This window comes from Streptomyces sp. NPDC038200 (genome assembly GCF_055600785.1).
Map to the genome: position 1 here is coordinate 121625 of NZ_JBVJYH010000008.1, position 13543 is coordinate 135167.

Here is a 13543-nt window from a genome sequence, read left to right on the forward strand (position 1 = left end):
ATGGTGAAACGTCTTCTGATCGCCAACCGGGGTGAGATCGCCCGCCGTATCGCCCGCACCTGCCGCCGCCTCGGCATCGAGTACGTCGCCGTGCACTCCGAGGCCGACGGCTCCGCCGCCCATCTGGAGGGCGCCTTCGAGCAGGTGCTGCTCGGCCCCTCCCCCGCGGCCGACAGCTATCTGCGCATCGACGCCCTGGTCGACGCGGCCCTGCGCACCGGCTGCGACGCCGTCCACCCGGGGTACGGGTTCCTCTCGGAGAACCCGCAGTTCGCGGCGGCGGTGGCCGAGGCCGGCCTGGTCTTCGTCGGGCCCGGCGCCGGCACCATCGCGGCCATGGGGGACAAGGCCACCGCGAAGCGGCTGATGGCCGAGGCGGGCGTGCCGGTGCTGCCGGGCTCGGCGGACGCCACCGAGTCGGCGGACGAGATCCGGGCGCACGCGGCCCGCGTCGGCTACCCGGTCATCCTCAAGCCGGTCGCCGGAGGCGGCGGCAAGGGCATGCGGGTCATCGAGCGCGAGGAGGACCTGGCCCCCGCCGTCGAGGCCGCGGTCCGGCTGGCCCGCGCGAACTTCGGTGACGGCCGGCTGCTGGTCGAACGGTATCTGCGCCGCCCCCGCCACATCGAGGTCCAGGTCTTCGGCGACACCCACGGCCAGGTGCTGCACCTGTTCGAGCGGGAGTGCTCGCTGCAGCGCCGGCACCAGAAGATCGTGGAGGAGGCACCGGCCGTCAACCTGCCGGCCGACGTCCGCGAGGCCCTGCTGTCGGCGGCCGTGCGCGGCGCGCGGGCCATCGGCTACGTCAACGCGGGCACGTTCGAGTTCATCCTGGACGGCACCGGGGAGTTCTTCTTCCTGGAGGTCAACACCCGTCTCCAGGTGGAGCACCCGGTCACCGAGGCCATCACCGGCCTGGACCTGGTCGAGTGGCAGCTGCGGGTCGCCGCGGGCGAGGAACTCCCGCTGTCGCAGGACGAGATCACCGCCTCCGGGCACGCGATCGAGGTCCGTGTGTACGCCGAGGACCCCGACGCGGACTTCCGTCCCGCCCCCGGCCGGGTGCTGGACACCCGGTGGCCCACCGGGCTCCGGGTGGACGCGGCCTTCGACACCACGGGGGACGTCCCGGTCTTCTACGACCCGATGATCGCCAAGATCATCGCGCACGGCCCGGCCCGGCCCGCCGCCCTCACCCTGCTGCGGGAGGCCGTCCGCGACACCGCCGTCCTCGGCCTCACCACCAACCTCGGGTTCCTCGCCGACCTGCTGGGCGACACCCGGGTGAGCGCCGGGCTGATCGACACCCACCTGGTGGACGAGTTCACCGCCCGCGCCGCCGAGCACCGCCCGGACCTGGAACCGCTGGCGGTGGCCTGCGCCGCGGCGATGACGCTGCCCGCGGGGGGCGGGGCCGAGTCACCGTGGAGCGGCTCCCTGGGCGCGCTGGACCGGCGACTGCTCGATCCCGAGGCGCCGTTGGGCCGCGTCGCCTGCCGCGTGGGCAGCCGTCCGCTGGAGGCGGCGCTGCTCTCCCGGCGGGCCGGCACGCTCACGGTGGCCGTGGCCGGCGAGCGGTACGGAGTCACCGGCGCGCCCGACGGGGCGCTGGTGCGGGGCACGGCGGGCGAGGCGCGGTGGGCGGGTCTGCGCCGGGCCGACGGCTGCGAACTGGTCGTGGACGGCCGCCGTCTCACCCTGACGCTGGCCGTCTCCGGCGAGGAGGACGGCGCGGCCGGCGGTGACGCGGTCACCTCCCCGATGCCCGGCACCGTGGTCCAACTCCCCGTGTCCGTAGGCGACCTGGTGCAGCAGGGCGACACCGTGGCGATCGTCGAGGCGATGAAGATGGAGAACCGGATACTCGCCCCGGCCACCGGTGTGGTGGAGGAGATCCGCTGCGCCCTGTCCGAGATCGTCTCCGCGGACCAGATCCTGGTCGTCATCGGCCCGGAACAGGGCGAACAGGCCGCCTGAACCACGTGACCCGCCTGAACGAACACGCGATCGACGCAACACAGAGGGAAGCACAGAACCAATGATCCCCATCCGCCGTGTCGGAGTGGTCGGCTCGGGTGCCATGGGCGCCGGAATCGCCGAAGTGAGCGCCCTGGCCGGCATGGACGTGCTGGTCGCGGTCTCCCGCGAGTCCTCGCTGACCAGCGGACGCGACCGCGTCCTGGCCTCGCTCGACCGTGCCGTCGCCAAGGGCCGGCTCACGTCGGCCGACCGGGACGCGGCCGCGGCCCGCCTCCGCTTCACCATGGACCTGGGCGAGCTGGCCGACCGCCAGCTGGTGGTGGAGGCGGTCCGCGAGGAGGAGTCGCTGAAACTGGACCTCTTCGCGACCCTGGACAAGGTGGTCGAGGACCCGGAGGCGATCCTGGCCTCCAACACCTCCTCGATCCCCGTCATGAAGCTGGCCGGCGCCACCGGCCGCCCGGCCCAGGTGATCGGCACCCACTTCTTCAACCCGGTGCCGGCCATGGCCCTGGTGGAGCTGGTCGGCTCGCTGCACACCTCCGAGGCGACCCTGGACCGGGCCGAGGCCTGGGTGGCGGGGACGCTGGGCAAGCAGCCGATCCGCGCCAAGGACCGGGCCGGGTTCGTGGTCAACGCGCTGCTGGTGCCGTACCTGCTCGCCGCCGTCCGCATGCTGGAGACGGGCTTCGCCACGGCCGAGGACATCGACCAGGGCATGGTCCTCGGCTGTTCCCACCCCATGGGCCCGCTGCGCCTGACCGACATGGTGGGCCTCGACGTCGTGGCGGCGGTGGCGGACGCCCTGTACGCGGAGTTCAAGGAACCGCTGTACGCGGCTCCGCCCCTGCTGTCCCGCATGGTCGAGGGCGGCCTGCTGGGCCGCAAGACGGGCCGGGGCTTCTACGCGTACGCGTGAGCCGCCCCGCTACAGGCCCACGATCTTGTTCCACCGCCGCGCGAACTCCGGCCGTTCCCCGGAGGTGATGTCCCGGGCGATGGCCAGGCGCTTGCGCATGGTCGTGTTCGGGAAGATCAGGGGGTTGTCGGCGAGGGCCGCGGTCTCCTTGTCCTCGGCGTCCGCGAGGATCTCGCGGGCGGCCGGGACCGGGCAGACGTAGTTGACCCAGGCGGCGAGCTTCGCGGCGACCTCGGGGTCGTAGTAGTGGTCGACCAGGCGCTCCGCGTTGGCCTTGTGGCGGGCCCGGTTGGGGATCATGAGGGAGTCCGACCACAGCTCGGCGCCCTCCTCCGGGACGACGAAGCGGATGTCGGGGTTGTCCGCCTGGAGCTGGATGACGTCGCCGGAGTACGCCTGGCAGGCGAGCACGTCGCCGCTGACCAGGTCCTTGGTGTAGTCGTTGCCGGTGAAGCGGCGGATCTGGCCGCGGTGGACCTCCCGCTCCACCTGGTCGCAGACCCGGTGGAAGTCGTCCGCGGTCCAGCGGGTGATGTCCACGCCGTTGCCCTGCATGAGCAGCGCGAACGACTCGTCCAGGCCGGACAGCAGGGTCACGCGGCCCTTGAGGTCGCTCGCCCAGAGGTCCTTCACGTGCCGGATGTCGCGGCCGAGCTTGCGGCGGTTGTAGGCGATGCCGGTGATGCCGGACTGCCACGGCACGGTGAACAGGCGGCCCCGGTCGAAGGCGGGCGAGCGGAGCAGCGGGTCGAGGTACTTCGCCACGTTCGGCTGACGGGCGCGGTCCATCTTCTGGACCCAGCCGAGCCGGACGTAGCGGGCGCACATCCAGTCGCTGATGACGATGAGATCGCGGCCGGTGGGCTGGTGGTTCATCAGCGCGGGGCTGATCTTGCCGAAGAACTCGTCGTTGTCGTTGATCTCCTCCACGTAGTCGACGGAGATCCCGGTGCGCTTCTCGAACCCCTCCAGCGTGGGCCGCCTGTTGGGGTCGTCGTCGTCGGTGTCGATGTAGAGCGGCCAGTTCGCCCAGGTCAGCTTCTTGTCGGCCGCGGACTCGTCGGCCACGGCCCGGTCGCCGGGCCGGACGTAGGCGGCGGGCACCCCGCAGCCGGCCAGGGCGCCGAGGGCGGCGGTGCCGCCGAGGGCACGCAGGAGGGAACGGCGGGACAGCGCGGTCGTACGGGAAGGTGTCTGGGGCACTCGACGAGTGTGCCGCTCCGTCGCGCGCAGGGGCAATCGACGCTGCGTCGAGCGCGGCCGGGCCTGCCCGACACCTTGTCGATCACGGCGGGCGCCGGTCCGCCGGCAGCACGGAGCGGCCCGGACAGGGAGGTGTCCTGTCCGGGCCGCTCCAGGTGGTGTCGCTGCGATCAGCCGTCCAGGGACGTCATCACGTGCTTGATCCGGGTGTAGTCCTCGAAGCCGTACCCCGACAGGTCCTTGCCGTAGCCGGACTTCTTGAAGCCGCCGTGCGGCATCTCGGCGACCAGCGGGATGTGGGTGTTGATCCACACGCAGCCGAAGTCGAGCCTCTTGGACATCCGCATCGCGCGGCCGTGGTCCTTGGTCCACACCGAGGAGGCGAGGGCGTACTCGACGCCGTTGGCCCACTCGACGGCCTGCTCCTCGTCGGTGAAGGACTGGACGGTGATGACCGGGCCGAAGACCTCGTTCTGGACGATCTCGTCGTCCTGCTTCAGGCCGGAGACGACGGTCGGGGCGTAGAAGTAGCCCTTGTCGCCGACCTGCTGGCCGCCCGCCTCGACCTTGGCGTGGGCGGGGAGGCGGTCGATGAAGCCGGAGACCTGCTTGAGCTGGTTGGGGTTGTTCAGCGGGCCGAAGAGCACGTCCTCGTCGTCGGGCTGACCGGTCTTGGTCTCGGCGGCGGCCTTCGCGAGCGCGGCCACGAACTCGTCGTGGATGGACTCCTGGACGAGGACGCGGGTCGCGGCCGTACAGTCCTGGCCGGCGTTGAAGAAGCCCGCCACGGAGATGTCCTCGACGGCCTTGGCGATGTCGGTGTCCTCGAAGACGACGACCGGGGCCTTGCCGCCCAGCTCCAGGTGGACCCGCTTGAGGTCCTTGGAGGCGGACTCGGCGACGGACATGCCGGCGCGGACGGAGCCGGTGATGGAGGCCATCGCCGGGGTCCGGTGCTCGACCATCATGCGGCCGGTCTCGCGGTCGCCGCAGATGACGTTGAAGACGCCCTGGGGGAGGATCGAGCCGATGATGTCGGCGATCAGGACGGTGGAGGCCGGGGTGGTGTCCGACGGCTTCAGGACGACCGTGTTGCCCGCGGCGATGGCCGGGGCGAACTTCCACACGGCCATCATCATCGGGTAGTTCCACGGGGCGACCTGCGCGCAGACGCCGACCGGCTCACGGCGGATGATCGAGGTCATCCCGTCCATGTACTCGCCGGCGGAGCGGCCTTCCAGCATCCGGGCCGCACCCGCGAAGAAGCGGATCTGGTCGACCATCGGCGGGATCTCCTCGGAGCGGGTCAGCCCGAACGGCTTGCCCGTGTTCTCCACCTCGGCCGCGATCAGTTCCTCGGCACGCTCCTCGAACGCGTCCGCGATCTTCAGGAGGGCCTTCTGCCGCTCGGCCGGCGTGGTGTCGCGCCAGGCCGGGAAGGCGCGGGCGGCGGCCTCCATGGCGGCGTCCACGTCCGCCTGCCCGGACAGCGGCGCGGTGGCGTACGCCTCGCCCGTCGCGGGGTTGACCACCTCGGTGGTCCGTCCGTCGGCGGCGTCCCGGAACTCACCGTCGATGTAGTTGCGCAGACGACGCAGCTCGGTGCTCACTGCCGGCCTCCTGATCTGGTTCGAGGGTTCGAGCTCCCAGCCCGTCCAGCCGGCTCCGGCTGTCCAATCGCTGAGACACCCCACCCTAATCGCCGAGCCCACGTTTTCAACACCCCCACCGGTACCGGTTCTGCGAAATCCGCACAGTCTGGTCTCTCAAACAACGGATTTCATCGATCGGGCCTTGCAAAACTGTCGAGACGTCGTGCACAGTGAGGTCGTGGCCAGTCGAAGCGCAGACCAGAGGGACTCGTCCCGCGAGTCCAGGAACGGCGGCAGTCCCCAGCTGGACTCCGTCTCCCTCGCCATCATCCAGCAGCTCCAGGAGGACGGCCGGCGGCCGTACGCCGCGATCGGCAAGGCGGTCGGCCTGTCCGAGGCGGCCGTGCGCCAGCGCGTCCAGAAGCTGCTGGACCAGGGCGTGATGCAGATCGTCGCCGTCACGGACCCGCTCACCGTGGGCTTCCGCCGACAGGCGATGGTCGGGATCAACGTCGAGGGCGATGTCGAGTCGATCGCGGACGCGCTGACCGGCATGTCGGAAGTCGAGTACGTGGTGATGGCCGCGGGCTCGTTCGACATCCTCGCCGAGATCGTCTGCGAGGACGACGACCACCTGCTGGACGTCATCAACAAACGCATCCGGGCCCTGCCCGGCGTGCGCTCCACCGAAAGCTTCGTCTACCTGAAGCTGAAGAAGCAGACCTACATGTGGGGAACCCGATAACCGTGAGTTCAAAGGACCTCAGCAAGACCGCGTACGACCACCTGTGGATGCACTTCACCCGCATGTCCTCGTACGAGAACTCCCCCGTCCCGACCATCGTGCGGGGTGAGGGCACCTACATCTACGACGACAAGGGCAAGCGCTACCTCGACGGTCTCGCGGGCCTGTTCGTGGTCCAGGCCGGCCACGGCCGCACGGAACTCGCCGAGACCGCCTTCAAGCAGGCCCAGGAGCTGGCCTTCTTCCCGGTGTGGTCCTACGCCCACCCCAAGGCCGTCGAGCTGGCCGAGCGCCTGGCCGACGAGGCCCCGGGCGACCTGAACAAGGTCTTCTTCACCACCGGCGGCGGCGAGGCGGTCGAGACCGCCTGGAAGCTCGCCAAGCAGTACTTCAAGCTGGTCGGCAAGCCCACCAAGTACAAGGTCATCTCCCGCGCGGTCGCCTACCACGGCACCCCGCAGGGCGCCCTGTCCATCACCGGCCTGCCGGGCCTGAAGGCCCCCTTCGAGCCGCTGGTGCCGGGCGCGCACAAGGTGCCGAACACCAACATCTACCGCGCCCCGATCTTCGGTGACGACCCCGAGGCCTTCGGCCGCTGGGCCGCCGACCAGATCGAGCAGCAGATCCTCTTCGAGGGCCCGGACACCGTCGCCGCGGTCTTCCTGGAGCCCGTGCAGAACGCCGGCGGCTGCTTCCCGCCCCCGCCCGGCTACTTCCAGCGCGTGCGCGAGATCTGCGACCAGTACGACGTGCTGCTCGTGTCGGACGAGGTCATCTGCGCCTTCGGCCGCCTCGGCACCACCTTCGCCTGCGACAAGTTCGGCTACGTCCCGGACATGATCACCTGCGCCAAGGGCATGACCTCGGGCTACTCCCCGATCGGCGCGTGCATCGTCTCGGACCGGCTCGCCGAGCCGTTCTACAAGGGCGACAACACCTTCCTGCACGGCTACACCTTCGGTGGCCACCCGGTGTCCGCCGCGGTGGGTCTCGCCAACCTCGACCTGTTCGAGCGCGAGAACCTCAACCAGCACGTGCTCGACAACGAGGGCGCCTTCCTGCAGACCCTGCAGAAGCTGCACGACCTGCCGATCGTCGGCGACGTCCGCGGCAACGGCTTCTTCTACGGCATCGAGCTGGTGAAGGACAAGCACACCAAGGAGTCCTTCAACGACGAGGAGACCGAGCGCGTCCTGTACGGCTTCCTCTCCAAGGCCCTCTTCGACAACGGCCTGTACTGCCGTGCCGACGACCGCGGCGACCCGGTGATCCAGCTCGCCCCGCCGCTGATCTCCAACCAGGAGACCTTCGACGAGATCGAGCAGATCCTGCGGGGCACCCTCACGGAGGCGTGGACCAAGCTCTGATCATCCGACCGGATGACCGACCCCGGCCCCGGCGCCGTCCGTTCGAGTGAGAACGGCGGCCCGGGGCCGTGTGCTGTCCGGGCTCCCGTCCGGGACCTGCCTAGCGTGCCAGTGACCGATCGCCCCCGCCTTCGTTCCCCCGCACGAGGGAACAGGCACGGGAAAACGGATCAGAACCGAGGTGTACGCCCATGGAGGCCCCGCCGGACAACGACGTGCTCTGGGCACGCTCCCTGCACTTCACGCACCGCGACGGCTCCCCCGGACTCACCGGGGTCTCGCTCGGTGTACGGGAGGGCGAGATCCTCGCCGTCAGCGGTCCGCGCGGCAGCGGCAAGACGACCCTGCTGCGCTGCCTGTCCGGTCTGGTGCCGGTGCGCAGCGGCGAGGTGTGGTTCAACAGCTCCCCCGTGCACACCCTCGGCCCGATGGCCCGCGAGCGGCTGCGCCGGGACCGCTTCGGCTGGATCGACCCCGAGCCGGTCCTCGTCCCCGAGCTGAACGTCTGGGAGAACGCCGCGCTCCCGCTGATGCTGCGCGGCGCGGGCCGCCGCCGGGCCAAGGTGGCCGCCCTGGAGTGGCTGGAGCGCCTGGACATCGGGGACAAGGCCCGCAGCCGCCCGCGCGCGCTGCGGCACGCCGAACGCCAGCGCGTCGCCATCGCCCGCGCCCTCGCCCCCGGCCCCACGGTCCTCTTCGCCGACGAGCCCACCGCCCCCCTGCACCGCGCCGACCGCACCCATGTGCTGCGCACCCTGACCTCGGCCGCCCGCTCCCACGGCATCACGGTCGTCCTCGCCACGCACGACCCCGACACCGCCGCCCTCGCCGACCGCACGGTGGCCCTGCTGGACGGGCGGCGCGTGCACACCGTGCAGCTGCCGGACACGCCCGACGCGGAAGGCCGGGCCGCGTGCTCGCTCTCCGTCTGACCCGCGCCGCCCGGCCCGCCGTCCAGCTGCGCCGCCTGCTGGTGGCGGCGGCCGCGGCGGGCACCGGTTTCCTCCTCCTGTCCTGCCTCGGCTACGCCCTGAAGCACCCGCAGGCCGCGGGGAGCGCCGCACTGCGGCTCTCCTGGTGCGCGGGGCCGCTCGCCGCCACGGTGTACCTCGCGCTCGCGGTCGCCCGCACCGACCCCGCCACCCGGCCGCGCACCGGCATGTCCGCCGTGGGCCTGGGCCCCGCCCGCCTCATGGCCGTCTCCGCCCTGACGACGGCCCTGTCCTGCACCCTGGGCTCGATGCTGGCCCTGCTGGTCTTCCTGCATCTGCGCGGCGACCTGTCGGGCCTGCCGTTCGACGGCGCGGCGGCGGACTTCCTGGCGGCCGGCCTGCCCCTCCCGGCCCCGGCGGTCCTGACCCTGCTGGCCGTGGTGCCGGCCACGGCGACGGCCGCGGTGGCCGTGGCCCTCCGCCCCAAGGACCCCCGCCCCGTCTCCCGGGGACCGCGGCGGTTCGGCGGCTTCGGGGCGCACGGCGGCGCGTCCGCGAGGGAGTCGTTCGGAGCGTACGGCCGCTTCGGTGCCCGGTCCGGCGGCCGGAGCGCCCGGAACCCCGCCGCCGAGCGGCCCGGCCCCCCGACCGCGGAGGGCGCGCGGCCCGCAGCCGACGATCCCCCCTCCGCGGGCGGTCGTCACCCCGGGGCGGCTGCCGTACCGGAGAAGGACGGCACCTCACCGGCACCGGACGGCTCGACCGGTCCGGAGCCCCTCGCCCCGGACGCCGCCCGCCCCGGCACAGCTCCCGCCGGGTTCCCCTGGGGCATCGCGCTCGTCACCGCCGGCCTCGCCGTCCAGTCCTACGCCGGCCGCGGCGTCCCCTCCCCCGCCCTCGCCGTGCTCCTCGGCTGGCTGCTCACCGGCACCGGGCTCGTCCTGGCCGCCCCCGGCCTCACCCACCTGTGCGGCCGGCTCCTGCAGACCAGCCGTCCGGGCGCGCTGCGACTGCTGTCCGGACGGGTCCTCATGACGGAGGCCGCCCGGATCGGCCGCCCCCTGGGCGTGGTCTGCGCGGTGGCGTCCGCCGGCTACGCCCTGACCGCTCTGCACGACGGCTCCTCCCGTGCCTTCGGCCCGCTGTCCGCCCTCGCCGCGCTCGTGGTCGCCGGCTCCACGGTCGCCACCCTGCTCACCGTGGCGGTGGAGGCCCGCCAGTGCCGCGCCGACACCACCGCCGCGCTGCTCCGCCTCGGCGCGTCCGCCACCCTGCTGCGCGGCGCCGCCGCCCTGCGCGCGGTGGCTCTGCTGGCCCTGTTCGGCCCGCTCACCGTGGTGATCGCCGCGTTGTCGGCACTGCCTCAGGCCGGCTGACCGCCCGTCGCGAGAAAAATCGCCGGGCACCGATGAGTCCGGGGCGGGCCGCCGGTCTGACCATCGAACGCGACGAACCACGCACGACCCCTAGGGGAGAGGCCCGCATGTACCAGCAGATGATCTTCGTGAACCTGCCCGTGAACGACCTCGACGCCGCGAAGAAGTTCTTCACGGAGCTCGGCTACACGATCAACCCCCGGTTCAGTGACGAGAACGCGGCCTCCGTGGTGATCAGCGACACCATCGTCGCGATGCTGCTGACCAAGCCGTTCTACGCGACGTTCACCAAGAAGGAGATCGCCGACGCGACGACCACCAGCGAGGTGCTGATCTGTCTGAGCGCCGAGAGCCGGGAGAAGGTGGACGAGCTGGTCGACAGGGCGATCGCGGCCGGCGGCACGGCGAGCGGCCGGACCCAGGACCACGGCTTCATGTACGGCCGCGCCTTCGACGACCTCGACGGCCACACCTGGGAGGTCGTGTGGATGGACCCGGCCGCCGCCCAGGGCTGACCCCCGGGGGCCCGAACATCCGTGCCAGCATGGGCGGGTGCATCCGACACCCGCCCAGCCGCCCCGCGCCGCCCACGACCGCGAGATAGAGTCCCTCGCCGAGTTCGACGAGGTGGTCGCCGAACACGGCACGCTCGCCCGATTCCGCGTCCAGGCCGTCGATCTGACCGGCCGTACCGACATCCTGCTCCGCCTCGACGCCACCGCCGCCGTCTTCCTCGGCTGTCCCATGGACGCCGAGGCCGCCGCCCATGTCCGGTCCGCCGGGGCACTGGTGTTCCCGCCGGTCCCGGGGCTCCCCTTCGACCCGTACCGCGGCTTCGCCTACACGCCCGGCGAATTGTTCGAGTCGCTGCACGAGGGGTACGAGGCGACGCCGGACGCGCGGGCCTACGCCTGGTTCCAGGAGACGAAGGCCGACGGTGACGTCTTCGCCTCGATGCTCCGGGCGATCCACGACGACGCCGTCTCCGACGCCCTGGACGAACTCCTCACCGGCGCCCGGGTGGTGGGGGTCATGGGCGGCCACGCGATGGCCCGCGGGACCGAGGCCTACGCCGGTGCGGCGCGGCTCGGCCGCGAACTGACCCGCGCCGGGTTCACCGTGGCCACCGGCGGCGGACCGGGCGCCATGGAGGCGGCCAACCTCGGCGCGTACGCGGCACCGTTCGCCGACGACATGCTGGACGAAGCACTCCGGCTGCTGGCCAAGTCCCCCTCGTTCAGGCCGTCGGTCACCGACTGGGCGCGCGCCGCGTTCGAGGTGCGCGACCGCTGGCCGGGCGGCGGGCCGTCGGTGGGCATCCCCACCTGGTTCTACGGGCACGAGCCGCCGAACGCCTTCGCCGCGCACATCGCCAAGTACTTCGCCAACGCCACCCGCGAGGACGGCCTGCTGGCCCGGTCCACCGCGGGGGTGGTGTTCCTGCCGGGCGCCGCCGGGACCGTGCAGGAGGTCTTCGACAACGCGACGCCCAACTACTACGAGTCGCGCGGCGAACCGACTCCGATGGTGCTCGTGGACAGCGCGCACTGGACGCGGGAGCTGCCGGCCTGGCCGCTGCTGGAGTCGCTGGCGCGAGGACGGGCGATGGAGTCCCGTATCGCCCTCGTCGACCGGATCGAGCAGGCGCCGGAGGCGATCAAACGTCTGGGCGGTTAATAAGCGGGCAAAGTCAACGACCGTTGACGGCATATGCGTTGACACTACTTATGGAGCGCTTATAAACCTGTGAGCCTCCCGGGGGTGCTGGGGCCTCACCTCATCCGTCGCCCCACATCCCCCTCCACCCCCCGCAATTGCACTCTGTAAAGGACAAACGTTGTCCATGACTCGCCGTAGCGTACGCCGTTCCGTGCGCCTCCTGGGTGTCGCCTCCGGGTCGACGGCGCTGGTGCTGGGCCTGTCCGGCTCCGCTCTCGCGTGCAACATCAAGGACTTCTCCGCCGAAGCCAAGTGCGACGGCGACAAGGGCGTCATCGTCGTCACCGACACCGACGCCTCCGCCAAGGACGCCACCGTCACCGTCTTCCTCAAGGGCGCCGGCGGCATCGAGACGAAGATCGGCGAGCAGCCGGTCAAGGGCTCGAAGGAAGGCACCTCGATCACCTTCGCGGAGACCTGGAAGCCGAACGCCACCTACCGGGTGCACGTCAAGGCCGACAAGGCCGTCGACGCGGACATACAGCCCGACCTGGTGACCCCGGCCACCGCGTGCAAGACCGAGAGCCAGACCCCGACGCCGTCGGCCAGCACCACGCCGTCCGCGTCCCCGTCCACGTCCCCGTCCACGTCCGCTCCGGCCCAGCCGGCGACCCCGGCCCCGTCGGCCTCCGAGTCCAGCTCCGCCCCGGCGGGCACCTCGGACAACGCGCCGTCCCCCGCGGCCGGTGACTCCAACCTCGCCGAGACCGGTGCGAGCTCCAACACCGGCCTGATCGCCGGCCTCGCGGCGGCCCTGGTCGTCGTCGGCGGCGGCGCGGTCTGGTTCGGCATGCGCCGCCGTGGGGCGAGCCGCAACGGCTGACGCCTCACCCGCACGACGCGCCGCGGCCCGTCCCCCTATCCCCAGGGGACGGGCCGCGGTCGCGTACCGGCCCGAGCGGGTCAGCCGAACGTGGTCCGCTCCAGCCAGAACTCCAGCAGCTCGCGCTCGCCGAGCACCTCCAGGCCGGGGCTGTCCAGCGGCAGCCGTCGGTAGAAGGCGAGCAGCACGGAGGTGAGCGGGCCGCGCAGGGCGACCGTCGCCTTCTCGTGCCCGCGCCGCCAGCTCACGCCGTCCTCACCCAGCTCGATCAGCCACTCGGCGTCCAGCGCCGGGTCGGTGTCGGTGGCATGCAGGTGCAGGGAGCGTCCCGGTCCGCGCAGCTCCTTCGCCGCCTCGTGGGCCGCGTTGCGCTGCACCCACTCCACCAGCTGCAGCCACTCGTCCAGCGCGTCCGCCGCCATGTCCGGCGCCACCTCGTAGGGCAGCCCGGCGGCGAGCGTGGCGTCGGCCCGGTGCACGGTGATCTCGCAGGCCATACGGCGAGCCCAGAAACCCGCGTTCAGCACCCCGGCCCACGCCCACACCCCGGCGTCCGGGCCGGCCTCGCGCAGCGCGCCGACGACCAGCGCGCCCGTCTCCGCGAGCCACTCGTCGAGGGCCGCCGCGTCACCGCGCTCCTCCGGCCCGCCGGCCAGCGGGACCCGCTCGGCCGGGATGTTCTCCTGCGCCCGGGCCCGCACCAGGGCGTCCACCCAGCGCAGGGCACCTCCCATGTGCCGCACGAGATCTTCCAGCGACCAGTCCGGGCAGGTCGGCACGGTGGCGGTCAGGTCGGCGCCGGAGGTCACCACGGCTCTCAACAGGTCCACCTGATGGGCGATTTCATCGCAGTAACGGTCATGCGCGAGTAAAGACATGGCCTCACC

12 protein-coding genes are annotated in these 13543 nt (G+C 72.0%); 9 read left to right on the forward strand and 3 right to left on the reverse strand.

What is annotated here, in order from left to right; all coding sequences use genetic code 11:
- Both ACZ7KF_RS18795 and ACZ7KF_RS18800 read left to right on the forward strand, forming a co-directional pair.
- A complete protein-coding gene (locus ACZ7KF_RS18795; protein ID WP_471075731.1) occupies positions 1 to 1977 on the forward strand; it encodes an acetyl/propionyl/methylcrotonyl-CoA carboxylase subunit alpha in 1977 nt (658 codons plus the stop codon).
- 61 nt (positions 1978 to 2038) lie between these two features.
- Complete coding sequence (locus ACZ7KF_RS18800; protein ID WP_471075734.1) at positions 2039 to 2899, forward strand: 3-hydroxybutyryl-CoA dehydrogenase; 861 nt, start codon at positions 2039 to 2041, stop codon at positions 2897 to 2899.
- A gap of 9 nt (positions 2900 to 2908) precedes the next feature.
- Here ACZ7KF_RS18800 and ACZ7KF_RS18805 read toward each other — a convergent pair whose 3' ends face one another.
- Positions 2909 to 4102: an ABC transporter substrate-binding protein gene (locus ACZ7KF_RS18805; protein ID WP_471075737.1), complete on the reverse strand. Its 1194-nt coding sequence runs from the start codon at positions 4100 to 4102 to the stop codon at positions 2909 to 2911.
- A gap of 170 nt (positions 4103 to 4272) precedes the next feature.
- A complete protein-coding gene (locus ACZ7KF_RS18810) occupies positions 4273 to 5712 on the reverse strand; it encodes a gamma-aminobutyraldehyde dehydrogenase (protein WP_471075740.1) in 1440 nt (479 codons plus the stop codon).
- Positions 5713 to 5917: 205 nt separating this feature from the next.
- On the opposite strand from ACZ7KF_RS18810, the gene ACZ7KF_RS18815 reads away from it, so the two are divergent.
- The 7 genes from ACZ7KF_RS18815 (at position 5918) to ACZ7KF_RS18845 (ending at position 12656) form a co-directional block, all read left to right on the forward strand.
- Positions 5918 to 6439 carry an Lrp/AsnC family transcriptional regulator gene (locus ACZ7KF_RS18815; RefSeq protein WP_471075743.1) on the forward strand — a complete coding sequence of 174 codons (522 nt, stop codon included), beginning with the start codon at positions 5918 to 5920 and terminating at the stop codon, positions 6437 to 6439.
- Positions 6440 to 6441: 2 nt separating this feature from the next.
- Entirely contained in the window at positions 6442 to 7806 is a 1365-nt protein-coding gene (locus ACZ7KF_RS18820; RefSeq protein ID WP_471075746.1) for an aspartate aminotransferase family protein, read from the forward strand.
- A gap of 191 nt (positions 7807 to 7997) precedes the next feature.
- On the forward strand, positions 7998 to 8738 hold the full coding sequence (locus tag ACZ7KF_RS18825) for an ABC transporter ATP-binding protein (protein WP_471075749.1): 741 nt from the start codon (positions 7998 to 8000) through the stop codon (positions 8736 to 8738).
- Positions 8720 to 10114, forward strand: a complete 1395-nt coding sequence (locus tag ACZ7KF_RS18830; protein ID WP_471075752.1) for a hypothetical protein — start codon at positions 8720 to 8722, stop codon at positions 10112 to 10114. The genes ACZ7KF_RS18825 and ACZ7KF_RS18830 overlap by 19 nt, the downstream gene beginning before the upstream one ends.
- A 107-nt stretch (positions 10115 to 10221) precedes the next feature.
- Positions 10222 to 10629 carry a VOC family protein gene (locus tag ACZ7KF_RS18835; RefSeq protein ID WP_471075755.1) on the forward strand — a complete coding sequence of 136 codons (408 nt, stop codon included), beginning with the start codon at positions 10222 to 10224 and terminating at the stop codon, positions 10627 to 10629.
- A gap of 37 nt (positions 10630 to 10666) precedes the next feature.
- Entirely contained in the window at positions 10667 to 11791 is a 1125-nt protein-coding gene (locus ACZ7KF_RS18840) for an LOG family protein (RefSeq protein WP_471075758.1), read from the forward strand.
- Between the two features lie 166 nt (positions 11792 to 11957).
- Positions 11958 to 12656, forward strand: coding sequence for an LAETG motif-containing sortase-dependent surface protein (locus tag ACZ7KF_RS18845; protein ID WP_471075761.1), 699 nt, complete (start codon positions 11958 to 11960; stop codon positions 12654 to 12656).
- Positions 12657 to 12736: 80 nt separating this feature from the next.
- On the opposite strand, the gene ACZ7KF_RS18850 is transcribed toward ACZ7KF_RS18845, so the two are convergent.
- Entirely contained in the window at positions 12737 to 13534 is a 798-nt protein-coding gene (locus ACZ7KF_RS18850; protein ID WP_471075763.1) for a maleylpyruvate isomerase family mycothiol-dependent enzyme, read from the reverse strand.
- Between the last annotated feature and the right edge of the window lie 9 nt (positions 13535 to 13543).

What these genes read in the sequence shown, in the direction of transcription:
- ACZ7KF_RS18845 (WP_471075761.1), top strand. Translation starts at nt 11,958, where the DNA reads ATGACTCGCCGTAGCGTACGCCGTTCCGTGCGCCTCCTGGGTGTCGCC.
- ACZ7KF_RS18800 (WP_471075734.1), top strand. Translation starts at nt 2,039, where the DNA reads ATGATCCCCATCCGCCGTGTCGGAGTGGTCGGCTCGGGTGCCATGGGC.
- ACZ7KF_RS18835 (WP_471075755.1), top strand. Translation starts at nt 10,222, where the DNA reads ATGTACCAGCAGATGATCTTCGTGAACCTGCCCGTGAACGACCTCGAC.
- ACZ7KF_RS18825 (WP_471075749.1), top strand. Translation starts at nt 7,998, where the DNA reads ATGGAGGCCCCGCCGGACAACGACGTGCTCTGGGCACGCTCCCTGCAC.
- ACZ7KF_RS18795 (WP_471075731.1), top strand. Translation starts at nt 1, where the DNA reads ATGGTGAAACGTCTTCTGATCGCCAACCGGGGTGAGATCGCCCGCCGT.
- ACZ7KF_RS18850 (WP_471075763.1), bottom strand. Translation starts at nt 13,534, where the DNA reads ATGTCTTTACTCGCGCATGACCGTTACTGCGATGAAATCGCCCATCAG.